The organism is Streptomyces sp. JH34 (genome assembly GCF_029428875.1).
Lineage (GTDB): Bacteria > Actinomycetota > Actinomycetes > Streptomycetales > Streptomycetaceae > Streptomyces.
The window spans coordinates 7,113,986-7,136,400 of sequence record NZ_JAJSOO010000001.1 but is presented as its reverse complement, the minus strand read 5'-3'; the positions used below and the strand labels follow the sequence as shown (position 1 = coordinate 7,136,400).

Annotated in this window: 24 protein-coding genes and 1 pseudogene; 11 read left to right on the top strand and 14 right to left on the bottom strand. The window is 69.8% G+C overall.

All coding sequences use genetic code 11. The features are described from left to right. Positions 1-461 precede the first annotated feature (461 nt). The 3 genes from LWJ43_RS32110 to LWJ43_RS32100 all read left to right on the top strand — a co-directional run bounded on the left by LWJ43_RS32110 (position 462) and on the right by LWJ43_RS32100 (position 2,417). Entirely contained in the window at positions 462-983 is a 522-nt protein-coding gene (locus LWJ43_RS32110; protein WP_462100928.1) for a DUF4396 domain-containing protein, read from the top strand. A gap of 222 nt (positions 984-1,205) precedes the next feature. Continuing rightward, positions 1,206-2,096, top strand: a complete 891-nt coding sequence (locus LWJ43_RS32105; RefSeq protein ID WP_277335676.1) for a MerR family transcriptional regulator — start codon at positions 1,206-1,208, stop codon at positions 2,094-2,096. A 105-nt stretch (positions 2,097-2,201) separates the two neighbouring features. Beyond that, positions 2,202-2,417 (top strand): SDR family NAD(P)-dependent oxidoreductase, encoded by a 216-nt coding sequence (locus tag LWJ43_RS32100; protein WP_277335675.1) that lies wholly within the window; start codon positions 2,202-2,204, stop codon positions 2,415-2,417. Here the strand turns inward: LWJ43_RS32100 and LWJ43_RS32095 are convergent. Next, positions 2,404-3,642, bottom strand: coding sequence for a PP2C family protein-serine/threonine phosphatase (locus tag LWJ43_RS32095; RefSeq protein ID WP_277335674.1), 1,239 nt, complete (start codon positions 3,640-3,642; stop codon positions 2,404-2,406). The genes LWJ43_RS32100 and LWJ43_RS32095 overlap by 14 nt on opposite strands. A 256-nt stretch (positions 3,643-3,898) precedes the next feature. Further along, positions 3,899-5,365: a glycoside hydrolase family 43 protein gene (locus tag LWJ43_RS32090; protein ID WP_277335673.1), complete on the bottom strand. Its 1,467-nt coding sequence runs from the start codon at positions 5,363-5,365 to the stop codon at positions 3,899-3,901. A gap of 333 nt (positions 5,366-5,698) precedes the next feature. On the opposite strand from LWJ43_RS32090, the gene LWJ43_RS32085 reads away from it, so the two are divergent. Further along, positions 5,699-6,133 carry an ester cyclase gene (locus tag LWJ43_RS32085; protein WP_277335672.1) on the top strand — a complete coding sequence of 145 codons (435 nt, stop codon included), beginning with the start codon at positions 5,699-5,701 and terminating at the stop codon, positions 6,131-6,133. A gap of 219 nt (positions 6,134-6,352) precedes the next feature. Here the strand turns inward: LWJ43_RS32085 and LWJ43_RS32080 are convergent, their stop codons facing one another. The 3 genes from LWJ43_RS32080 to LWJ43_RS32070 form a co-directional block, all read right to left on the bottom strand. Next, complete coding sequence (locus LWJ43_RS32080; RefSeq protein ID WP_277335671.1) at positions 6,353-6,592, bottom strand: hypothetical protein; 240 nt, start codon at positions 6,590-6,592, stop codon at positions 6,353-6,355. A gap of 48 nt (positions 6,593-6,640) precedes the next feature. After that, positions 6,641-7,189, bottom strand: a complete 549-nt coding sequence (locus tag LWJ43_RS32075) for a hypothetical protein (RefSeq protein ID WP_277335670.1) — start codon at positions 7,187-7,189, stop codon at positions 6,641-6,643. An 89-nt stretch (positions 7,190-7,278) separates the two neighbouring features. Next, entirely contained in the window at positions 7,279-8,181 is a 903-nt protein-coding gene (locus tag LWJ43_RS32070; RefSeq protein ID WP_277335669.1) for a LysR family transcriptional regulator, read from the bottom strand. A 170-nt stretch (positions 8,182-8,351) separates the two neighbouring features. Between LWJ43_RS32070 and LWJ43_RS32065 the strand changes: the two genes are divergently transcribed. Continuing rightward, positions 8,352-9,179: an EamA family transporter gene (locus tag LWJ43_RS32065; RefSeq protein WP_462100963.1), complete on the top strand. Its 828-nt coding sequence runs from the start codon at positions 8,352-8,354 to the stop codon at positions 9,177-9,179. A 56-nt stretch (positions 9,180-9,235) separates the two neighbouring features. Here LWJ43_RS32065 and LWJ43_RS32060 read toward each other — a convergent pair. Together LWJ43_RS32060 and LWJ43_RS32055 are read right to left on the bottom strand one after the other, a co-directional pair. Then, a pseudogene (locus LWJ43_RS32060) lies at positions 9,236-9,509 on the bottom strand (pyridoxamine 5'-phosphate oxidase family protein). Between the two features lie 208 nt (positions 9,510-9,717). Then, positions 9,718-10,041, bottom strand: a complete 324-nt coding sequence (locus tag LWJ43_RS32055; RefSeq protein ID WP_277335667.1) for a hypothetical protein — start codon at positions 10,039-10,041, stop codon at positions 9,718-9,720. Positions 10,042-10,385: 344 nt separating this feature from the next. Here LWJ43_RS32055 and LWJ43_RS32050 point away from each other — a divergent pair, with 344 nt between their 5' ends. The 4 genes from LWJ43_RS32050 to LWJ43_RS32035 all read left to right on the top strand — a co-directional run bounded on the left by LWJ43_RS32050 (position 10,386) and on the right by LWJ43_RS32035 (position 13,683). Further along, positions 10,386-10,904, top strand: coding sequence for a toxin-antitoxin system HicB family antitoxin (locus tag LWJ43_RS32050; RefSeq protein WP_277335666.1), 519 nt, complete (start codon positions 10,386-10,388; stop codon positions 10,902-10,904). A gap of 79 nt (positions 10,905-10,983) precedes the next feature. Further along, a complete protein-coding gene (locus LWJ43_RS32045) occupies positions 10,984-11,832 on the top strand; it encodes a DUF4097 family beta strand repeat-containing protein (RefSeq protein WP_277335665.1) in 849 nt (282 codons plus the stop codon). Positions 11,833-11,890: 58 nt separating this feature from the next. Beyond that, positions 11,891-12,895: an ATP-binding cassette domain-containing protein gene (locus LWJ43_RS32040; RefSeq protein ID WP_277335664.1), complete on the top strand. Its 1,005-nt coding sequence runs from the start codon at positions 11,891-11,893 to the stop codon at positions 12,893-12,895. Then, positions 12,892-13,683 carry an ABC transporter permease gene (locus tag LWJ43_RS32035; protein ID WP_277335663.1) on the top strand — a complete coding sequence of 264 codons (792 nt, stop codon included), beginning with the start codon at positions 12,892-12,894 and terminating at the stop codon, positions 13,681-13,683. The genes LWJ43_RS32040 and LWJ43_RS32035 overlap by 4 nt, the downstream gene beginning before the upstream one ends. Before the next feature lie 120 nt (positions 13,684-13,803). On the opposite strand, the gene LWJ43_RS32030 is transcribed toward LWJ43_RS32035, so the two are convergent. Further along, positions 13,804-14,304 (bottom strand): GNAT family N-acetyltransferase, encoded by a 501-nt coding sequence (locus tag LWJ43_RS32030; RefSeq protein ID WP_277335662.1) that lies wholly within the window; start codon positions 14,302-14,304, stop codon positions 13,804-13,806. A 546-nt stretch (positions 14,305-14,850) separates the two neighbouring features. Continuing rightward, a complete protein-coding gene (locus tag LWJ43_RS32020) occupies positions 14,851-15,111 on the bottom strand; it encodes a hypothetical protein (RefSeq protein WP_277335661.1) in 261 nt (86 codons plus the stop codon). A gap of 531 nt (positions 15,112-15,642) precedes the next feature. Here LWJ43_RS32020 and LWJ43_RS33155 point away from each other — a divergent pair. Next, on the top strand, positions 15,643-16,053 hold the full coding sequence (locus LWJ43_RS33155; RefSeq protein ID WP_462100927.1) for a DUF6355 family natural product biosynthesis protein: 411 nt from the start codon (positions 15,643-15,645) through the stop codon (positions 16,051-16,053). Positions 16,054-16,187: 134 nt separating this feature from the next. On the opposite strand, the gene LWJ43_RS32015 is transcribed toward LWJ43_RS33155, so the two are convergent. The 5 genes from LWJ43_RS32015 to aztB all read right to left on the bottom strand — a co-directional run bounded on the left by LWJ43_RS32015 (position 16,188) and on the right by aztB (position 21,385). Continuing rightward, a complete protein-coding gene (locus LWJ43_RS32015) occupies positions 16,188-16,622 on the bottom strand; it encodes a VOC family protein (protein WP_277335660.1) in 435 nt (144 codons plus the stop codon). 373 nt (positions 16,623-16,995) lie between these two features. Then, positions 16,996-18,198 carry a zinc metallochaperone AztD gene (gene aztD / locus LWJ43_RS32010; protein WP_277335659.1) on the bottom strand — a complete coding sequence of 401 codons (1,203 nt, stop codon included), beginning with the start codon at positions 18,196-18,198 and terminating at the stop codon, positions 16,996-16,998. Between the two features lie 89 nt (positions 18,199-18,287). Continuing rightward, the gene (aztC, locus tag LWJ43_RS32005) at positions 18,288-19,265 is read right to left on the bottom strand and encodes a zinc ABC transporter substrate-binding protein AztC (protein ID WP_277336052.1); all 978 of its coding nucleotides are present in this window, start codon (positions 19,263-19,265) and stop codon (positions 18,288-18,290) included. Between the two features lie 5 nt (positions 19,266-19,270). Continuing rightward, the gene (locus tag LWJ43_RS32000; protein ID WP_277335658.1) at positions 19,271-20,521 is read right to left on the bottom strand and encodes a hypothetical protein; all 1,251 of its coding nucleotides are present in this window, start codon (positions 20,519-20,521) and stop codon (positions 19,271-19,273) included. A 9-nt stretch (positions 20,522-20,530) separates the two neighbouring features. Continuing rightward, positions 20,531-21,385 carry a zinc ABC transporter permease AztB gene (gene aztB, locus LWJ43_RS31995; protein WP_277335657.1) on the bottom strand — a complete coding sequence of 285 codons (855 nt, stop codon included), beginning with the start codon at positions 21,383-21,385 and terminating at the stop codon, positions 20,531-20,533. A gap of 14 nt (positions 21,386-21,399) precedes the next feature. Here aztB and aztA point away from each other — a divergent pair, with 14 nt between their 5' ends. Then, positions 21,400-22,143, top strand: a complete 744-nt coding sequence (gene aztA / locus LWJ43_RS31990) for a zinc ABC transporter ATP-binding protein AztA (RefSeq protein ID WP_277335656.1) — start codon at positions 21,400-21,402, stop codon at positions 22,141-22,143. Positions 22,144-22,415: the final 272 nt, after the last annotated feature.

Sequence of the window (22,415 nt, the reverse complement as noted above, 5' to 3'; positions counted from 1 at the left end):
AGGCCCTGTGCGGGCCCGGGCCGCCTCAGCCTCGACGGTTGCGTGCGGCTCAGCCGGTTCTGCTCGCCGCGGCGCTTGCCCTCGCCCTTGCCGTCGCCGCAGGGCGCGGCATCTGCTGGATTCCTGCGACCTGCCGGTGGGGCGTGGCGCCCACGGGGTCGGTTTCGCCACCGCCACGTCACTGCGGGGACATCTGGCGGCGGAGGCGGGAGTCGCCCCCTCCGCGTACCGGCGGACCTTCCGCGCCTCGGGCCCGGTCGCGCACGGCACCGGGGAAGCGCCGATCAGGGAGTCCGCCCGGCCCCGGGGCGGCTGATGACCTACGAGCCGCCCGCTGTCGCCCCGGATCCCGGCGCCCCACGCGGACCACTGGAGCGGAAATACCCCCAGGGGGTATGTTGTCATCAGTGGGTGAGGGCCCGGCATCGGGTCCACACTGGATGGAAGTGGGGATGATGGTCATGGATCACAGCACGCACCACGCCGATCCCGCGCACGACCTCGCCGCCGACCAGCACGGCGGCGGGCCTCACGACCGGCACGCGGCGGGGGCGTCATGGCCCATGGCCGCCAAGGCGACACTGCACTGCCTGACCGGCTGCGCCGTCGGCGAGATCCTAGGCATGGTCGTCGGCACCGCCCTGATGTGGGGCAACGTCCCGACCATGGTCCTGGCGATCGCCCTCGCCTTCGTGTTCGGCTATTCGTTCACGTTGTTCGCCGTTCGCCGGGCGGGCCTGGACCTCAAGACCGCGATCAAGGTCGCGCTCGCCGCCGACACGGTGTCCATCGCCGTGATGGAACTGATCGACAACGGCATCATCGCCCTGGTCCCCGGCGCTATGGACGCGAACCTGACCGAAGGACTGTTCTGGTCGGCGCTCCTGGGCAGCCTCGCCGTCGCCTTCCTCGTCACGACTCCGCTGAACAAGTGGATGATCGGCCGGGGCAAGGGGCATGCGGTCGTCCACGCCTACCACTGACCGGACCCGCGGGCGGTCGCCCCTGAGTCCCGGCCACCCTGCTGCCGTCCGCGTGTCAGAGTCGCCGGTGGTCACTCTGCGTTCCCGGATGGGTCGTCGTTCTTGATCGGTCCCGGCGGCAGCTGGGGCCTGGCTCCGGTGGCACCTGGATGGGGTTGTTGCACATGCCGTAGCGGCATGTGGTGGGGTCGGGGCACCACAGCACGAAAGGCTCTGTCTGCGATGTACCCCTCCCTCACGCCTCCCCGGCAGGTCAAGATCGGTGATGCCGCTGCGTTCGCCGGGATCACCCCACGCGCCATCCGCCACTACCACGAGATCGGTCTGCTGCCGGAGCCCGCGCGCGGCGGGGACGGCCGCCGCCGCTACGGCTATGACGACATGACCCGCCTGCTGTGGATCCGCAAGATGGCTGATGCCGGTATCAGCCTGGACGACATGCGGGCCGCCTTCGGCGAAGTCCGGGACGAAGCTGGAGACGGGGCCCTGGAGCAAGCCCCGGATATCGAGTCGGTCCTGAGCAGGCTGGAGGAAACCTTGGCAGCGCAGGAGGCCGCCATCAAACGTCGGCGCGCGGCTGTCCAGCGCCTCCAAGCGGTCGGCAGCCCGCTGGGGCTGCTCTCCGAACTGGTCACGGACCGGCTCAGCCACCTGCCCCCGGGCGCGTTGCGCCCCTCCGATCTGGACGCCCTGCTGGTCACGGAACGGATCTTCGGGCCGCTGGGCGCCGCCATGCAGGCCGGCACGTTCATCGTGCTGGCCACCCACCCCGACCTGCGGGCCGAGGAGGACCGTCTTGAGGCGGCCGAGGCCGCCCTCGACGACGGCGTCGAACCCGACGACCCGCGCGTCGAAGAGCTCGCCGTACAGCGATGCACTCACCAAATGGCCCTGAATCAGGCCATCGAGGCAGCTGGTCCAGACGCGGCCGAGGAGAAGATCTTCGAGATCTACGAAGCCGACCTGAAAGGGGAGGAGGGCAAAGAGATGAGTGCCGCCGCGGCGATCACCAAGATGCCTTACGACTTCTCTCCTGCCCGGATGCGCTGCGTAGAACTCGCCGGACGGCTCTTCGGCGAGGCCCTTGCCGACGCCCACTCCGCGGACAGCTGATCGCCTGTGCCTGGCACTGACGTGGTCCGACAACCGGTCGCGTCCATCCGCATGTGACCGGTCGGGTCAGACATCGAGCCCGGGCCGCGTCGGAAGGTCGCGCTGGTGACCGGGGCGAACAAGGGCATCGGCAGAGGCGTCGCCGAGCAGCTCGCCGCGCTGGGCATGCCGGTGCTGCTCGGTGCCAGGGATCTCCGACGGGGTGAGGAGACAGCGGCGGCACTGCGCGCGATGGGTGGTGACGTGCACACAGTCGGCCTGGAGGTCACCGACCAGGAGCGGGTGGACGGGTCGCGGGTGCTTCGGATCAGAGGCGGATGACGACGAGGGCGATGTCGTCGGCGGCACCCCCCGCGACGCCGAGACGGTCCAGGAGCACATCGGCCAGCCGGCCGGGGGCGAGAGCGCCTTCCTGGGCGAGGGCCGTGGTCAAGCGGGCCAGGCCGACGTCGATGTCCTCGTCGCGGCGCTCGATGAGGCCGTCGGTGTACATCACGAGCGTGTCCCCCCGGGTGTAAGGGAGGCCCGTCTGCGGGCGGGGCACGTGGTGGGGACGGGCGCCGAGCGGCGGATCGGTCGCCTGGTCGAGCAGTTCGCAGGTCCCGTCGGAGTGGCGGAGGACAGGCGGAGGATGCCCGGCGCTGCTGTAGATGATCAGCTCGCTGCGCGTGTCGATGAGTACCTTGACCGCGGTCGCGGCCGTGGCACCGGACAGCGAACGGGCGTACAGGCCGAGGACTTCGAGGGCCTGGGCGGGACTGGGAATGGCACGGATGACCGCGCTCAGGGCGCTGCGGAGCATACCCATGACCGCGGCGGCGTGCAGACCGTGGCCGACGACGTCTCCGACAGCCGCGGCGTAGCGGTCCGGTGGCAGGTCGACGACGTCGTACCAGTCTCCGCACACGTTCAGCGATGTGGTCGCGGGCCGGTAGCGCACGGCGATGTTGTCGTCGTGCCGGTCCAGGTCGGGGACGGAGAGCATGGCTTCCTGCAGGGTGACGGCTACTTGCCGTTCGCGGGCGTGGGCCGAGCGCAGTTCCTGGTTCAGCCGGTACAGCTCGCCGGCCCGTGCGTACAGCTCGGCCGCCATTCCCTTCTCCCGCTCGGTGAACTCCTCGGTCAGCTGGCGTGCGCGGCGTGAGTGCACGAAATCCGTGACGTCCTCGGCTCGCTGGACGATCCACTTGACCGTGCTGCCGGACCCGGCGATCGGCGTGTGGATCGAGGACCACCACCGCTCCTCGAACCCGCCCGGCTGGTCGGGTGCGGGGATGTCGTACCTCTGCAGCACCAGGGTGTCCGGTTCACCGGTGTCGAGAACCCGGTGCAGTGATGCCTTCAGGTTCTGTTGTGCGTCGTCGGGGAGGCCGGGGCGCTCCGGCAGGGCGTCGAAGAAGTACTTCCCGACGAGTTGCTCCCTGGTCCGCCGGGTGGTGTGCAGATACGCCGTGTTGACGTACGTGATCACCAGGTCCGTGTCCATTATCAGATACGGGCTCGGCGTGGCGTCGAAGAAGGCGCCGAAGTTGATGTCCGCCGTCATCACGCGCTCTCCGCGATAGGTGAGCGAGGCTGCTTTCCCATTCCAATCTACGCGCGATCCACCGGCCGGTCTCGGGCTGGGGAGAACATCCCGACGTCTGGGCCGCGCCTTGCCGCTCACGCGGGCCTCCGTGGTCCGACCGTCGGGACCGCGCTCCACCTCTCCGGTCCCGTCGGCGCACCACGATCGTCTGTCCACCGTTGACGACCATGCGTCGGACACGGATGGCGGCGCTCGGCGGGGAACGGGGCGACGGTCAGTTCGTGTAGACCTCAGCGCGGTCGATGCTGACGAACGAGGCGCCCGACCGGTCGTTGTGCTCCCCGGTGACCCGGACCCTCACCGTGTGCCGGCCGTACGGGAGTCCGGGGCTGAGGTATTGCAGTGTCTCGCCCGTGCGGAGCGGTCCGTAGTAGTCGAGACGTTGTTCCGGACCGCCGTCGACGCTCACGGCCGCGATGCCGTTGCCGGTGTCGCGGACGGAGAGCAGGGCGATACGGGTGCCGGTGAACGAGTACGTCGCCGTGTTGCCCGCCCTGTCGCTCCAGTGGTCGTCGCCCCAGAAGCACTGGGCCGCACATCCGGTCCCGGAGTTCCAGGTGCCCGTGTAGGAGACGGTCCCGTCACCACTCGACCGTCCGTCGTCGTTGATCCAGTAGGTGCCGGTTCCGGGGTCGCCGGAGGGCAGGTCCTGGGTGGCTCCGAGCGCGACGGGACGGCCGAAGTCGGGGCTGCCGTCGGCCTTCCACGTGAACTTCTGCGCACGGGTGGTGCGGTTGGAATAGGTGTAGTCGGACGTCGTCTTCGCGTGGTAAACGATCCAGTCCTCGGCGCCGTCGGGTGACCGGAAGAAGGCGTGGTGACCGGGCCCGTACACACCCCGGTCATCGGCTCGGGAGAACACAGGCCCCGGGTGCTGGGTCCAGTTGCCGGGCCTGAGGGGGTCGGCGTTCGACGGCAGGGACATCATCTGGATCTGGTAGTCGGGTTTGCCGGTGTCGCAGGCGGAGTAGGTCATCCAGGTCCGGCCGTTCCGGTAGAGGAACTCCGGCCCCTCACGGACTTCCGGGCAGCCGCCGGCGCCGTCGATGGCGACCGCGTCGCCGGAGACGGTGTACGGGTCGGACATCGGGGCGATGTTGAGGCCGTTGTGCTGGTACTGGTTGATCCCGCTGTAGGCCAGGTAGAGGCGGCCGTCGTGCTGCAGGATTCCGGCGTCGATGGCGAAGTCGTTCGCGTGGTCGGGTGGCGCCAGCTTGGCCTTGAAGTGGTACGGGCCGGCCGGATCGTCCCGGTCGGACTCCAGTACGTACAGGCGGTGGTGGTCGTCCACACCGTCGTCGGCCGTGTAGTAGAGGTACCAGCGGTCGCCGAACCGGTAGAACTCCGGCGCCCAGATGTTGCGGTTGCGCGAGGCGTCGGAATCGGTCCAGACGGTGACCGGGTCCGCGGCGAGCAAGGTGCCCAGGGAGGGCGAGCGCCACATCCGGATGCTGTCGCCCTGGGTGGCGGTGAGGTGGTACATCCCGTTCCAGTGCGTCATGAACGGGTCGGGCCCGGTGTTCAACGGATTGCGGAACGTACCGGCAGCCGCGGCCCGCCCTGCGCCGGCGTCACCCGCCGACGCCGCGGGCGCTCCGCTCAGCAGACCGGTCAGCAGTGCGAGGAGTGCGACCAGGACGGCGGCGCAACGGCGGAGGGCGGAGGTGTGGGGGGCGCGCATGGATGGCTCCTTAGGGGAGAAGCTCGTTCCAGCTGGGTGGGCGCTGCTCGATTACAACGATGTAACCGCGAGGAGACACCGTAGGGAAGGCTTCTGGTGGTGTCAACGGCGAGCGGGCCGCCGAGGCGTGCTCGACGGCACCGGGAGCGGCGGACGACAGCTGGTGCGGGTGGGGCCGCTCACCGGGCACGGTCTCCGGGCCGGCGACGCGGGCCGTGGCGACGCGCGGAGCAGCGCCTCCCCATCGTCTTGCGCGCTCGTGTCACATGCGCGGCGGCTGTCTCGTCCTCCTGCTGAGAGCCATGCCCGGCACAGAACAGAGGAGAGACCCGCATGCAGGCGACCCAAGCCGCGGACAACAGGGAGACGCTCAGCCGCTTCCAATCCGCCATGAACAGCGGCGACCCTGAGATCGCCTCGAAGGCGATCGACGACTTCGTCGAACCGGAGGTGCTCTTCCACGCGCCGGTCCCGATGCGCGCGACGGGAGCGGAGGCGCTGAAGCGCGTGTGGGCGGTACTCCTACGCGCGTTCCCAGACCTCCACGTGACCGTCGAGGAGACGATCGCGGAGGGCGACAAGATCGTCTCCCGCAACACGGTGACCGGGACTCACCGGGGCGAGTACCAGGGCCTGGCGCCCACCGGAAGGGCCGTCGCCTACAACGAGGTCTTCATCTTCCGTCTCGCCCACGGGAGGATCGCCGAGATCCGGGGAGTCGTCGACGTCCTCTCGCAGTTGCGTCAGCTCGGTGCCCTCCCGGACTGACGTGCACTGCGTCCGCACCGGTGCGGAGACATCTCCGTCTCGGGCCGCTGCGGCATTTCACCACCCGACTCCGACCACAGCAGCCACCTCGCGCAGCCCCGGGCACTTCACGCCTGCCTGTGCTGGCGCAACGCCGGTGCCCGCTAGCGTCGCGAGCGCACCCGCGTCCACAACGAGAAGAGCATCCGATGGGACGGCCGAGCGAGGATGGCGACTTGATCATTCGCCGATGTTCAAGGTCGCACAGTCCGCGATCCCCAGTTCGAGAAGCACCGCCCGGAGCCGCCGCAGGGCCTCGGTGGTGTCCGAGCCCTCCGCGATCTCAAGGTCAAGATGGCAACGGCCCAAGCCGCTGCCCGCGCCGGTGACTTCGCCGTCGGGCTCGAACGCCGCCTCCAGAGCCTCTTCGACGTCGTCGCGATCGATCGGCAGCCCCACGAAGACGATCTCGACGAACACTCCGGTCCTCCCTCTCGACCCGGCGAACCACGTCCGTCACAGCGCCGGTCAGCGAGGGGCCTCGGTCATGAACTCCGCGACCAGCTCGGCCGGGTTGGCGTCCGCGGTCAGCCCGAACATCGCGTCAGGGTCGAACATGTCGTACAGGATCACCGGGACAGACCGGCCCAGCACCTTCAGTATCCGACCACTCTCGTGGAGGTGTCGGGCCGCCCCGACGCACACCTCGTGGAACCACTCCACGAGCAGTTCATCACGGTGATCCGGCTCGTCGTCGTCCTCGTACCAGAGCCCTCGGGATTCGGCCTCCCGCCGGTGCGCGTCCGCGACGGCCGGATCACGTCCTACCTCCCGCACTCCTTCGATCCCTGTCTCCGGGAACGACGCATAACTCCAGCGTGCCTCCCAGGAATCCGATGCGAGGCCGGCTTGCTCGGCGGCGTAGGCCTCGGTGGTATAGCCGACCGCCACGTAGGGGAACCTCGGATCCTGATCGACGCTGTCGATGCGGAAGGTCACCGCGTATATCCCGTCGTCCGCCGAAAACTCTCCCACCACGTCGCCCGCGGTCCGCTCCACGTGTTCCTGAAACCCCATGCACCCCTCCACGATCAAATTCCTCCCGTCCTCTCCCTGGCCGACGCGCGAGGTGTGCACAACTGCCTGCCCGGTCGGCTCATGACAGCTCAACGCGCGGAGGTCCGCTTCTTCTCCCCCTCCTGGTACAGGTCGATGGCGAGAGCGACGGCGGCGTGGGTCGCGGGATGGGCGTCCTGGCGACGCCACATGAGGTGGACCGGCACGGGGACAGCATCACGCAGAGGACGGTAGGTGATGCCGTCACGGCGGTACTGGGCGGCGGTGGCCCGGGGAGTGACTCCGACGCAGCGGCCGGTGGCGATGGCGGCGAGCCAGTCGTCGATGTCGTGGGTGTACTCCACGGAGGGCCGTGCGGGCTCGGACCACAGATTCATCGTGGTGGTGCCGGTGCGGCGGTCGATGGCGAGGGTGCGGGTGGCGATCTCATCGATGCGGACGCTGCGGCGGCGGGCCCAGGGGTCGTCGGACGCCAGGGCGACGACGCGTCGTTCGTGGCCGACGAGCGCGTGCGACCAGGGGCCGAGATCGAGTGGGGCGCGGATGACAGCGAGGTCGCACAGCCCTTCGGCGAGCCCGCCGGTGGGAGCGTTGTGACGGATGAGCCGGAGTTCCGTCTCGGGGTGGCTGCGGTGCCAGCGACGTTGGAACTCCGTGGTGTGGCGGCCGAAGGCGGACCAGGCATGGCCGATGTGCAGGCGGGCGTGCCCGGCGGCCGCTTCGGCGACGAGTTCCTCCGCACCGGAGAGCAGGAGCCGGGCACGGGCGAGAACCTGTACTCCCACCGGCGTGGGTGCGACCGCCCGGCTGGTGCGGTGCAGCACTCGGACACCGAGGATCTTCTCCAGGGCAAGCAGATTGCGGGAGACCGCGGCCTGGGAGACGCCCAGCTCGATCGCGGCATCCGTGAAGCTGCCGGCGTCGATGACGGCTGCCAGACAACGCAGGTGCTTCAGCTCGAGCCCCGCGGAGGCCCCTCGGTGCGTATCCATGCGCTCAGCGTATAGATGGCGTCATTGATGCATTTTGCGCATAGAGGAGGAGCCCGCACCGTGAGCGCATGGTGCTGAGAATCTCCGGGAGTGCCGCCGAGCAGGCTCCCGCCACTGTTGACGAGACCGCGCCCGCTGAGGGCACGGGTCGCTTCGCAGGAGTGGCGTTGATGCTGGGCAGCGGGCTGTCCAACCAGGTCGGAGCGTCGGTGGCGGCACTGGCTTTCCCCGTGATCGGCCCCGCGGGCGTCGTCGCGATCCGCCAGTGGGTGGCGGCCGGGGTTCTCTGGGGGGTCGGCAGGCCGCGTCTGCGGTCATTCACCTCGGAGCAATGGCGCCCGGTACTGGGGCTGGCGCTGGTGTTCGCGGTGATGAACCTGTCCCTCTACACGGCCATCGACCGCATCGGGCTCGGGCTGGCCGTCACTCTGGAGTTCCTCGGTCCGCTGACGGTGGCACTGACGGGATCCCGCCGCCGGATGGACGCCCTGTGCGCCCTGGCGGCAGCGGCCGCGGTCGTGGTCCTGGCCCGCCCTTCCCCGTCCACCGACTACCTCGGCATCGGCCTGGGCCTGATCGCCGCAGTGTGCTGGGCCTGCTACATCCTGCTCAACCGCACCGTGGGCAGCCGCCTCCCCGGGCTGGAGGGCTCGGCGGCGGCTGCGGCTGTCTCCGGCGCGCTCTACGTCCCGGTGGGTGCGCTCGCGCTCTGGCAGCATCCCCCCACCCCGGCCGCTCTCGGCTGCGCCCTGACTGCCGGAGTGCTGTCCTCGGCAGTTCCGTTCCTTGCCGATCTGCTTGCACTGCGGCGTGTCCCGGCGCACCTCTTCGGGGTGTGCATGAGCGTCAACCCTGTCATCGCGGCTGTCGTGGGTCTGGTCGTGCTGGACCAGCATCTCGAGCCTGCCGCCTGGGTGGCCGTCCTCGTGATCGTCGGCGCGAACACCGTCTCCCTCACCGCGGCCTCCTCCACCGGGAAGGACAGGGGAGGGACCTGATCTGCCGGATCGCGCGCCACGGGCACGGCCGGACGGCGGTGAGGCCGGCACGACGGTCAGGAAGCGGGAACGGGGCCGCCGGGCCTGAACCTCTCCACGCCGACGACGTGCCGCACCTTGCTCGGACGTACGATCACCGCCACCCGCCGCTCCCCCCGGCATGGCCCACTCGAACCGCTCGCTGCCGATGAACGACAGCTCGTCCTCCCCTTCCAGGTCGACCCACATAGGGCTGACCTGCGGTGCACCGTCGGCGAACACAGTGCCGACGTACCAGACATGAAGGGCTTCCAGTCGCGCGCGGACGGCTTGGCCGAAGATCGCAGTCATCTTCGTTGGCTACCGGCCATGATCGGCGTGACAGCCCAGGACCTTCAGCTCCGGAGCGGTCGAAGCCGGGCCGGGTCGGTCACTGCCGGTGCCGGCCGGACATGAGGACGCGCCTTTCCACGGGCTGTGAACGCATGGCGGAACCGACCGGAAAGGGCGCCGTCGACGCGTGCGTCGCCTGCGAAGGACAGCCATGGACCGGGCGCGCCTACTCCGACTGATCGGCGTCGAGTGCGGTGACTCCGCCTTCCCATCGCCGGCGCCGCTCGGTGAGGGATTCCTCCCACCACGGAGTTCCGCGCTCGCCGAGCGCCACCTTCGCCGCGTGCACCCGGCTTCGGGCGCGTTTCTCGGCCGCGGTGTCCTCCCTCCGTCGCGAGGCGGCCACCGCGCGCCGTGCCGCCATGAGGTGGCGGCGCAGGAGGGCTGCGACCTCTTCGGGAATCTCCGGGTCCGTCGCCCGCCACTTCCGGCCCTTGACCACGATGTACCGCCCATCGGGAGTCCGCTCCGGCCGCGCAGGTGAATCCATGCGACTCATGCTGCCGCACGGGGGCGACGGATACCGGATGCCGTGGGCCGAGAGGTGGAGGGCCTCCCCCGCCGGGCGGCTTCCGTTCGGGTTGCATCACCCGGGCCGACCTACCCGCACCGCCGACCCGGCACCACGTGGCATCAGCGGGAACCGCTTGGCGCCACATGGCGCCATCGTGCGCCACTTTCAACCCGGACAGCGACGTGAACACGCGTGGCACCAGAACGACCACGGCAGATATCAGCACGTCCACGCAGGTCAACGTGGATGCTGACGCCGAGTGCACCACCAAGCCGCTCCCTTGCTTGTGCATGGCGCCACAATGGTGCCATTATGGCGCCATGGATCTCACTCCGTATGTCAACACGCTCCGCCGCGAACTCGCGGTGGCGGCCGAAGCAGGTGGCGAGGAAGCCCGCGAGCTGGCAGAGAGGCTCACCGCCCCCCTGGAGTCGGCGACCCGGCTGACCATGCTCAACGTGCTCTCCGCCGCGACGGACGAGATCACCCGCGAACTCGCGCCCGGCTCGGTCGACGTGCGGCTGCGCGGGCTCGACCCCGACTTCGTCGTGACACTCCCGCCCACCGACGGCGGCGCCTCCACGGCACCGTCCGCTCCGGCCGAGCCGTCTGCGGCCCCCGTCCCGGCCGACAACGACGAGGGGGGCACCGCCCGGGTCAATCTGCGCCTGCCGGCCCACCTGAAGGCCCGCGCCGAGGAGGCAGCGTCCCGCGAGGGCCTGTCGGTCAACGCGTGGCTGGTGCGCGCCGTGTCGTACGCGGTCGACGGGGGCGCCCAGCCGCGCGCGACGGAGAGGTCCAGGAGCGTCGGACAGAGCTTCACGGGCTGGGTGCGCTGACCGTACCCGGCCCCAACCATCACCCACAGCACGTCCCACCGGCGAAGACGCCCTGACAAACCAGGAGGACGGAACAGCCATGCCTTCATTCGACACTCCCGAACCGATCGCGGCCACGGCACACATGGAAGCCGGCTCCCTCCAGTTCACCGCCGGCGAACGCCGCGACACGGTGGTCGAGGTGCGGCCCCGAGATCCCAGGAAGGACCTGGACGTGCGGACGGCCGAGCAGACCGAAGTCACGCATGCGAACGGCGCGCTGACTGTGAGGACGCCGAAGTCGAGCCTGTTCGGCCTCGGACGTACCGGCGTCGTCGACGTGACGGTCGAGCTGCCCACGGGCTCGCACATCGACGTGACCGGCGCATGGGCCCAGGTGCTCGGCGAGGGCCGGCTCGGCGAGGTCCGCGTGAAGACGTCGTCCGGCGACGTCCGCCTCGACACCACCGGCCCGCTGCGTCTGACCGCATCACACGGATCGATCACCGTGGACCGCGTCGAGGGTTCGGCTGAGATCACCACCAGTTCCGGCAGCCTGCGCGTCGGACTCCTGGACGGTCCCGCCGTTCTCAAGAACTCGCACGGCACCACGACCGTGGGCGCCGCGACCGGCGAACTGCGGGTGAGCGGAGCCAACGGCGACATCGAGATCCGCCGGGCCGAGGACTCGGTCACTGCGACCACCGCCCACGGCACCCTGCGCGTGGACAGGGTGTCCCGCGGCACGGTCCAGCTGGAGACCAATCACGGCGCCATCGACATCGGCGTCCGGGAGGGCACCGCCGCCTGGATCGACGCCGGCTCCGGCCGCGGCCAGGTACGCAACGCCCTGACGGCGTCCGAGGCTCCCGGGGAGACCGAGGACACCGTCAGGATCCGCGCCCGCACGCGCTGGGGCAACATCGACATCCGCCGCGCCAAGGACTGAGCTCGGCCGGCCCGCTCGCCCACTCCTCGTCACTTCGACCTTCGAACGGAAGGGCACCATGCCTCCACCTGTCATGCCCACATCCAATACGGCCGCCGTCTCCGCCATCGGTCTGCGCAAGTCGTACGGCGACAAGACCGTCCTGGACGGGATCGATCTGCGCGTCCCCGCCGGGTCCGTGTTCGCCCTGCTCGGACCGAACGGCGCCGGCAAGACCACCGCCGTGAAGATCCTCTCCACGCTCGTCTCCGCCGACGGCGGGCAGGCGCAGGTCGCCGGTCACGACATCGCCACGTCACCGGACGGAGTGCGGGCGGCGATCGGTGTGACCGGGCAGTTCTCCGCCGTGGACGGGCTGATCACCGGCGAGGAGAACATGCTCCTCATGGCCGACCTGCACCACCTGCCCAAGGCCGAGGGACGGCGGGTCACCACCGAACTCCTGGAACGCCTCGACCTCACCGACGCCGCGAAGAGACCCGCCTCCGGCTACTCCGGCGGCATGAAACGCCGCCTCGACATCGCCATGACCCTGGTCGGCGACCCCCGCATCATCTTCCTCGACGAACCCACCACCGGCCTCGACCCCCGCAGCCGCCACAACATGTGGGGCATCATCCGCGAACTCGTCAGCACCGGCGTCACCGTCTTCCTCACCACCCAGTACCTCGAGGAGGCGGACCAACTCGCCGACCGCATCGCCGTCCTGAACAACGGCCGCATCGCCGCCGAAGGCACCGCCGACGAACTCAAACGCCTCATCCCCGGCGGCCACGTCCGCCTCCGCTTCACCGACCCCACCACCTACCGGCACGCAGCCGCCACCCTGACCGACGCTGCCCCCGACGACGAGGCCCTCACCCTCCAACTCCCCAGCGACGGCAGCCAACGCGACCTGCGCACCATCCTCGACCGCCTCGACACCGCCGGCATCGAGGCCGACGAACTCACCGTCCACACCCCCGACCTCGACGACGTCTTCTTCGCCCTCACCGGCCCCGGCACCGTCCCCGCCCAGACCAAGGACCAGTCCAGGGACCAGCCCAAGGAGGAGGCTCGATGAGTACCTTCGCCCTCTCGGTACGCGACTCGAACACGATGCTCCGCCGCAACCTCCTGCACGCCCGCCGCTACCCCTCCCTCACGCTGAACCTCCTGCTCACCCCGGTCATGCTCCTGCTGCTCTTCGTCTACGTCTTCGGCGATGTGATGAGTGCGGGTATCGGGAGCGGCGGCGCGGACCGGTCCGACTACATCGCGTATCTCGTCCCGGGCATCCTCCTGATGACCGTCGGCTCCACCGTGGTGGGCACCGCCGTCTCCGTGTCCACCGACATGAACGAGGGCATCATCGCCCGCTTCCGCACCATGGCGATCCGCCGGGAGTCGGTGCTCGTCGGGCACGTTCTGGGCAGCGTGCTGCAGTGCGTGATGAGCGTGGTACTCGTCGGGTTCGTCGCGGTGGCCATCGGATTCCGCGCCATCGACGCAACCGCTACGGAGTGGGTCGCGGCGTTCGGGCTGCTCACGCTGTTCGCCCTGGCGCTGACCTGGATCGCGGTCGGCATGGGCCTGTCCAGCCCCAACGCCGAGGCGGCAAGCAACAACGCCCTCCCGCTGATCTTCCTGCCGCTCGTCTCCAGCACTTTCGTCCCCGTCGACGCCATGCCTGGCTGGTTCCAGCCGATCGCCGAGTACCAGCCCTTCACTCCGGCAATCGAAACCCTCCGGGGGCTACTGCTCGGCAGCGAGATCGGCCACAACGGATGGCTCGCTCTCGGCTGGTGCCTGGGGTTGACCGTGCTCGGCCACCTCTGGTCCACATCGCTCTTCGGCCGCGACCCGAAGTAGCCGGCGACGGGCGGGCCAGCCGGTCGGGGCCCGCCGCGATCCGGTCCGTTCGGAGGGCGGCGTGTTCCGGCACCACGTCGGGGTACGCCGCCTCGCTCGCGGCGACGGTCGGGTGGCCGCTCACACGGCACGCTCCATGCACACCAGCCGGTCCCGAGCGTCCCAGGGATCGGTGACGGTGAACCCGTGCCGCTCGTACAGGGCGATGGCGTCCGTCCGCCACTCCCACACCGACAGGCGCACCGTGCTGACTCCGGCATCCGCAGCGTGTGCGAGGGCGGCGCCGATCAGGCCGGACGCGATGCCCCTCCCCCGGAATTCCGGGGCTGTCCAGAGCCTCTTGATCTCGCACCGCCCGCCGACAGGCGCGGTCACGACAAGGCAGCCGACGGCGGTGTTCCGGTGAGACGCCACCAGCACGGCATCGTCGGCGAACGCGGCGTCCGGGTCCAGGACCTCGGCCCGGTAGCGCTCCGGCAACCGGTCCGCGTCAGCGACGGCCTCGCCCTTCTCGGCCTGCGTCTGCAGATGGTAGGCGGCGAGCAGCGCGGCCGGCCCGCCCTGGTCGGAGGGGTCCAGCGCCGGCCGGCGGACGAATGCGATCTCACGTCGATCTGCCATCCCGACAGCATCACATCTCCTGCGTCATGGCTTTGAACCACCGTGCCGCCCCTGCCGAGCCTGTCTCTGTGCTGGATCGGACCGCCGACCGGAACTGCGTCGACGTTGCCGTTCGCGGACAGATCCCCGCGCCAGCGCGAGGCCGCTGTCGATGTCGATGTCGACCGGTGACGACCGGCGCGGGTCGGGTACCGGAGTCCGGACGGACTCCGTGGTCTCACCGTTCGGCTCGGACCGGAGGACGCGGAACTGGTGGAAGAATCCTACATCTGATGGTCCGGTCTCCCCGGCACGGTGCGTTCGACTGCGGGAATGAGCCGGGATTCCACGCCCAGCGGACGCACGACCACCGCGTCGAACAAGTCTTCCTCTTGCTCGACCCTCCCGCCCGGAAGAGCCCAGGTGGCCTGGCCCTTCGTGGCACGCGACAGGCCAAGAGCGTTCGCCCGTCCTCGACACACACGGCGTACGCCGCAAGCCGCAGACTCATCCCTGCCTCCCGACGTGAGACCAGCGGGGTGTCCGGGGTCCGCGGGGCCCAGGGGCTCAGCCCGTCGACTCGTCCGGGGCGGGGTGTTCGGGGTGGACTCCGGCATTACGGGCGGCTTCGCGGCCCGAGCCGGCTTCGTCGGGGTCGGGCACGTCGGTGCCGGACTCGGATTCCTGATCCGCCGTCCCGGGCGGGACGATCACATCGAGGGCATCTTCGCCGTCCTGGGCCTGCTGGTCCGGCATGTCGGCGGGTATCGGCGGCGGGCTGGCCTCCGCCCCCGTGTAGGCGGTTCCCTGGGGCCTGCGGTCAGTCATCTCGTTGCTCCCGTCGGTGCGCGCGCCCTCCTGGTGCGGGGGCGGGCCGGTGTCGCACGTCGCGTACCCACTGCGCCCGGTGCGACGCACGGTTTCCTGCGGCGACCTGCGAGGTGAAGGACTCGGCGCGTGCCGCAGCGTGGTGAAGCGCCGCGCGGCTGAGGTTGCGGGCGCCGGCCCGGTCGAACGCTTCGTGACCCACACCCATACCGTCGCAGTCAGTCGTTACGGGCCTGAGCCGCTCCGGGGCCGCTTCCAGGAAAAACGGCTCTGTGGTCGCGATCCTGCCGTTGTCGAGCAGCGGAATCGCAGGGTGCGGACCGACTAAAACGATCACCGAACTGTCCACCTGCGTCCAGAAAAACCCATGGAGTGGGTTTCGTTCCGCCGCATCGCCCGTTTCGGTGACTCAGGGTCACATCTCCAACACTTGGAGTTAGGGTTTGTCGTGCTGGTGAGTACCCCGCAGACTGGCGGCACAGCGCCGGCACATCCAACCAACTGATCGTCCGTCATGGCCCGGCGTGAGGAATGTACGTGAAGCTCTCCCCAAACCTTTCTACGCATTCTACTCGAATTGCCCGCGCAGTTGCGTCGAGCGCGCTCATCATGGCCGCCACGGTGACGTCGGGAGGTTCTGCGGCCGCCCGATCCGCTCTGGGTCCGGAACTACGGCCGGCCCGTGCGACTGCCGCCACGACGTGCGGCTTCTTCAGGTACAGCGTCCGGGAGTCCCAGTTCGCCGCTTACAGGCACTGCGGAACCACGACGGTCCGCATTCACGTCGACGTCAGAGGAGGCGGCAGCACCAACGACTTCCACCTCTGCGTCAACCCCGGCGAGACACAGCTTCCGGGGGCGGGGCCGAACTACCTCAACGCCTACTACATCGGCGGTGCCGGATGCCGAAGCGGTGAGCGCACCGGCCACACACCTCACTGAGCGGTGTCTGGTGGGTTGGCCGGGCGGCACCCGGATCCCATGCGGGCTGTCCGGGGATGCGCACCAATGGCCCGGTGCAGGCCGGGGGTTCTTCGTCGTGGGGCGGGAGGAACAGGACGAAGAACCCCGGCCGCTCAGTCGAGACAGAACTCGTTGCCCTCGATGTCCTGCATCACGATGCAGGACTCGTTCTCCTCGTCGGCGAGCAGTACACGCTGACGGACCGCGCCGAGCGCGACCAGCCGTGCGCATTCGGCCTGGAGCGTCGCGAGGCGCTCCTCACCCACGAGTCCGGTGCCCACTCGCACGTCGAGGTGGACCCGGTTCTTGACCACCTTCCCTTCGGGAACGCGCTGGAAGTACAACCGCGGGCCCGCACCGGCGGGATCGCCGCAGGCGAACGACGCACCCCGCTGTTCCACCGGCAGCGAGCGGTGGTAGTCGTCCCAGGTGGCGAATCCGTCCGGCGGCGGCGGTACGACGTACCCCAACACCTCGCACCAGAAGCGTGCGACGCGCTCAGGTTCTGCGCAGTCGAAGGTGATTTGAACGTGCTTGATCGACGCCATCGGCCCACCATAGCGACGCCTGCGACTCACGTCTCGCCGAATATTCGGTGGGGACCAGGCCGGAGGGACGTCCGCGGTAACGGCGGTCTTCGCGAGGCCTCCCGGCACCGGCTTGAAAGCATCGGTAGGCGAATCCACGCTCGGACGCGCTCGCGCAGAGGCGGGGCGACTGCCCGTCGCCCAGGTCGCAGTCCTTCCCGGACCCCCGCCCTCCCCGGCCTGTGTGCGCCGTGACCCGGACGGCCGCCAGGCGGTCGAGGCCGTCGGGCGCCGCTTGGGCGCTGGGCCAGGCCCTGGACGTGCGTGGCCGCTCCGGGGTGCCGGAGCGGCCACACGACACGGTTCGCCCCGGCGTCCGGGGCGGCAGTACGGGTCAGTGGCCCTTGACCACGCCTGACAGTTCGTTGGTGCTCTTGGGCAGAGTCACGGAGGCGAGCTTTCTGCCGTCGTCGAGGTCGAGGGCGTGCAGAGCGTTCTTGTTCGGGTCGGATACGTATGCGGTGTGATCGCGTACGAAGAGGGTGGGACGGGCCTGCTGCCAGTCCAGCGGCTCCTGCCACTTGCCGACCGCGGGGATCTTCTTCTCGACCTTGCCTGTGTCCGGGTCGACGACGTGGATGAAGCCGTCGGTGCCGAGGACCAGGGCTTCGCCGTGCGGGCCCCGGGCGAGCGAGCGGAACGAGTAGCTGGTGCCCAGGTCGACGAGGCGGAGCTTCGCCGTCTCGGTGTCGATCAAGGAGATCCTGGTCGGCCGTTCAAGTTCCGCTTCGGGGTCGGTCTTGTAGTCACCGAGGAGTACCGGGGAGAGGTCGCTGCCGGCCTGGTTGCCGATCCGCCCGTAGTCGTCAGGTGCGTCGACCTTGGTGAACGTTCCGTCCTTGTAGATCAGCACGCCGTCCTCACAGCCGACGGCGACGGCCTCTCCCCGGGCCGCGGCCTCGCCGTGGACGCCGGGGCAGTTCTCGTTGCGAGCGGTCTCCTTGTTGTTCTTGTCCAGTACCAGGGCTCCGGTGCGCTTCTCCTCGGTGCCCAGGGTGCTGAGGAGTTCACCGTTGCTCAGTTCGATGGCGACGCCGTGGTGGGCCTCGGCCGAGGCATAGGTGCGGCCGGCCGGTTTCTCTCCTCCGCTCAGCTCGGAGGGGTCGAAGACGTTGACCTCCCCGGTGCCGTCGGTGAAGAGGGCGGTCTTCCCCGCGTGGCGGACGACGTGGCCGGGCTTGGCCCCTTCGTACTCGATGTCGGTGAGCTTCTGTCCGGTGGCGTTCAGCACGCGGAAGCCGCTGTCGGTGGAGACGACGACGTGGTCGTCGTCCCCGGCAGGGTTGACGCGGTTGAAGCCGGACAGCTCGACGGTCCCGGCGAGCTCGAGGCTTTCGCCGTCGAGGATGTACAGGCCACCGTCGTAGGTGGCGACGAGGGGGTTGCCGACCGGGTCCGCCGACCCGGCACTCGGCTTGTCCTTCGCCTTCGCGGTCGACGAGGAGGCGCCCTCCCCTCCGCACGCCGTCAGGACCGTGGCCACTGCCAGGGCGAGTGCCGCTCCGGTGAGGGATCTGTTGCGTATCGACTTGTTCATCGGTGTTGCTTCCTTTCTCGGCCGCGAGGTCGCGGCGGGTGATGCGGGGCGGGCACGGCGCGGCCGTGCTCCGCGTGGGCAGGGGGTGTTCAGCCGCCGGTCAGACCGTCGGTCATGGCGGTGGTGTTGGCGCGCATCATCTGCAGGTAGGTACCGGCGCCGGCGCCCTCGCGGGTCAGCGACTCCGAATACAGCGCGACGACGCGTATCCGGCCGCCCAGCTCCGCGCGCAGCACCTCGGCGAGCTTCTTGGGCTGGGAGGAGTCGGCGAACACGGTCCGCACCCCCGCCTCCTCCATGGCCCGGGTGAGCTCCCGCAGGTCGGACGAGCTCGGGGAGGCGAGAGTCGTGCCGCTGGGAATGACCGCCCCGACCACCCGGAAGCCGAAGCGGTCGGCGAGATAGCCGAAAACGTGGTGGTTGGTCACCAGGGCACGCCTGTCCTCGGGAATCCTGTCGAAGGACTCCTCCATCCAGCCGGTGAGGTTGGCCAGTTGCTCGTCGTAGTGGGCGAGGTTGGCGCGGATCGCCTGCTCGCTCACACCGTCGACGTGTTCGACGACCTGGTCGGCGATCAGGCCGGATGCCTTGCGTATCCGGTCCGGGTCGGTCCAGAAGTGCGGGTCCGGTCGTCCTGCCTCCTCCCCCGGGCCTCCGTCGTCGCTCGCGCGGAAGGTGAGCGGATCGACGGCCTTGCCGGTCTCGAAGGTGGCGACCCCGGACTCGCGGGCGGCCTCCACGTGACGCAGTACGTTCTCCTCCAGGCCGAGGCCGTTGAAGACCACGAGGTCGGCACGTTCCAACTCGGCGGCCTGCACGGCTGACAGGCCGAAGGAGTGCGGGTCCGCGTCGGGCTTCATGAGGACGGTGACCTCGGCCTCGTCCCCGACGATCTCGCGCGTGATGTCACCGAGGATGTTGGTGGTCACGACGATGCGGGGCTGGTCGCCACCGGTGGTACAGGCGGTTCCCGCAGCGGCTGTGGTGAGGGCGATCAGGCCCATGAAGAGGCTGCGCAACCGTGCCACCCTTACTCTCGCGCGCTTGCCTGCGCCGGTCCCCGGCATGGTGGTCACCGTCCTGTCTCCTTCATCAGGTGCGGTTCGATGTCCACGTCGAAGGTGCGCGCGACGCGCAGGTCGTCGTTGTAGTCGATCTCGTGCACGCGTTTTCCGTCGGGGTCGTTGACATAGGCGCGGCTGCGATCGACCTCGATCACGGGCCCGCTCCCGCCGGTGGTGCCGGCCGGCCGGGGACCGGTGAGCAACGGCCCGGTTCGGGCGACCTGTTCGCCGGTGTCGACGTCGTAGCCGTGCAGCGATCCGTCGGTCTCGAGGACCAGCAGCGGAGATCCTTCTCCGGCGGTTCCGGTGGCAACGACGGGCCCGGTGCTCACCCGTTTCCAGCCGCGGTCCGTGACGTCCAGGACCCAAACGCCCTCGTTCCCGGCCGGTGCCGTGAGGGTGTCGCCGCCGGGTCGGTACCGGAACGAGACTGCACGCTCCGACGCGGGCACGTCGAGGCCGTAGGGGATCCTGTCCGCGGTGAGGACACCGTCCTCCTCGCTCACGAGCAGGGCACCGTCCGCGCATCCGAGGACCACTCCGCGACCGGTGACGGCATCGCCTCGCGGGTCCTCGCACTCGGCGTCCGGGGACGCGACGGGCTCGCCCTCACGGTCGTACACCGAGACCTTGGCCGCTCCGCCCCGTTTCGTGAGGGCCAGCAGGCGCTCCGCGTACGGTATGACGGCTCCGGCGTGTGCCCCGGGAAGTGCGCGGAGCGAGCTGATTCCGCCCTTCTCCAGTTCCTTACGGTCGTAGAGCTCGGTCCGGCCGTCCTCGTCGGTGACAGCGGTGACGGCGGCGTCACTGCGGACCTGCGTGCCCGGGCCCGTGGGGAGGTCACCGATGTCGCGTGTCGCCGCACGGTAGTAGTGCACATGGTCTCCGTGGTCCACCGTCCACGCACCGCTGTCGAGCACGTGTGTGCCCCGGGCGGTGTGCAGGAAGCCGAACCGGCCGTCCGTGTCCAGCTGTTCGGTTCCCGCCACGCGAGCTGTCGCACGCACCTTGCCGGTGATGAGGTCGAGCACGCGGCTGTCACCGGTGCCGGGGTCGTTGAGCAGCAGACGGGACTGCTGTTCGGCGGCTTCCTTCGCTCCTTCGACGTACCCGTGAGGAGTGGTGGCGGAGGAACTCGTCTCCGGCGCTGGATCGTCGGTGGTCCTCCCCGCACAACTCGTGGTGAGCAGCGCGGTGAGTACCAGGGCGGCCGAGGCCCATGGAGTGACGTTTCTTCGGACGGTCGGGTCGATCGCCACAGATTTCCTTCAGTCGGCTTTCGGGAGGGCGGGCGTGGCAGGGCTCGTGCGGCGGTGACGCAGGCCGGATGCCAGGTGGGAGAGGAAGAAGAGGCTCACCGCGAGGGCCGCGACGGTCGCGCCGGCGGCGGTGCTCAGGTGCCAGGACAGCAGCAGCCCGCCGAAGGTGGCGGTGGCGCCGACGAGCGCGGCGAGTGCCATGACCCCGCGGACGCTGTGCGCCCAGGGCAGCGCCGCCGCAGGCGGGGCGATGAGCAGGCCCAGGACGAGCAGCGTCCCCACGATGTGGAACGAGGCGACGATCGCGAGGCCCAGGAGAGCGAGGAGTACCGCGTGCGCGAGACGAGGACGCAGTCCGAGTGTCCGGGCCTTGCGTGGGTCGAACGTCAGGGCCAGGAAGGCCCGGTGGCCGAGGACCGAGACGGCCGACGCCACCAGCAGAGCGGTTCCCAGCAGGAACAGGTCCTGCTCCCGGACGGCGAGGACGTCACCGAAGAGGAAGCCGGTCAGGTCGACGGCGAAGGACTGCGATCGCGACACGATGATGACACCGAGCGAGAGCATGCCCACGAACAGCAGGCCGATCCCGGTGTCCTGGGAGAGCTTCGGAGTACGTCCGAGCGCGGTCACTCCCGCCGTCATCACCGCGGCGCTCGCCACGGCTCCGACGAGCAGGTTCCCGCCGAACAGGGCGGCCAGCGCCACTCCCGGCAACAGCCCGTGGGACATGGCGTCCCCGAGAAAGGCCATGCCGCGGAGCACCACCCACGTCCCGGCCAGCGCGCAGATCGCGGACACCAGGACTCCGCCCCACAGGGCTCGCTGCACGAAGGTCACCTCGAACGGTGCCGTCAACCATTCCATGCCGCGACACTACAATGAAAATCATGTTCAACAAACATCGCCTCTCACCCGCCGCTCCGCAGGCCCCCGCCGCACGCATCCTTTTCACCGACCTGTGCGCCGGCTATCCCGGCCGGCCGGTGCTCCATGAACTCAGCGGGTCGATACCGGCATTGGCCACGACGGCGCTCGTCGGCCCGAACGGCAGCGGGAAGTCGACGCTGCTCGGCGTGCTCGCCGGCGTGATCGACCCGACATCGGGACATCTCCGCCACGAAGGCACTCGGCCACCGGCCTTCGTCCCGCAGCGCGGCGCCGTCGGCGACGCCCTGCCACTGACCGTCCGGCAGACCGTGGAGATGGGGCGCTGGGGCGAGCGCGGCCTCTGGCGCCGGCTGACCAGGCGGGACCTGACGACGGTGGACACCGCGCTCGACCGGCTGGGCATACGAGATCTCGCCGCCCGCCAGCTCGGCGAGTTGTCGGGCGGGCAGCGGCAACGGGCCCTGATCGCTCAGGGACTGGCGCAGGAGTCGGACCTCCTGCTCCTCGACGAACCCACCACCGGGCTCGACCCGGAGGCGAGGGACCGGATCACGGCAGTCCTGGCCGAACTGGTCGCCGACAGTGTGACGATCGTCCACGCGACCCACGATCTGGAAGCGGCACGCGCGGCAGACGCGTGCCTCCTGCTGCATGACGGCCATCTGACGGGGCAGGGCCGCCCCGAGGACGTCCTCACCGAATCCGCGCCGATCCGGCGCCGGCAGCCGGCCTGACGCCCCTACGCCTCACCACCGGCCGGGCAGGCGACCGGAGGTAGCACGACGCAACCGGATCGTCCTGCCCCGGGACCACGGCCGATCCGGCCCCGGGCGCTCCGGCCTCGCCCCACGGCCGGAGCGCCCGGCAGTCACCGACTGGAGGGCACCCGGGGTCTGCCGCCGCCCTTCCCTTGATGGTTCAGCCCCGTCGCACGCGGGTTCCGTGCGGGCCCCGGGGCCGGAATCGGCCGAAGCGGGCTACCGCGGAGACGATCGAGTGAATCACG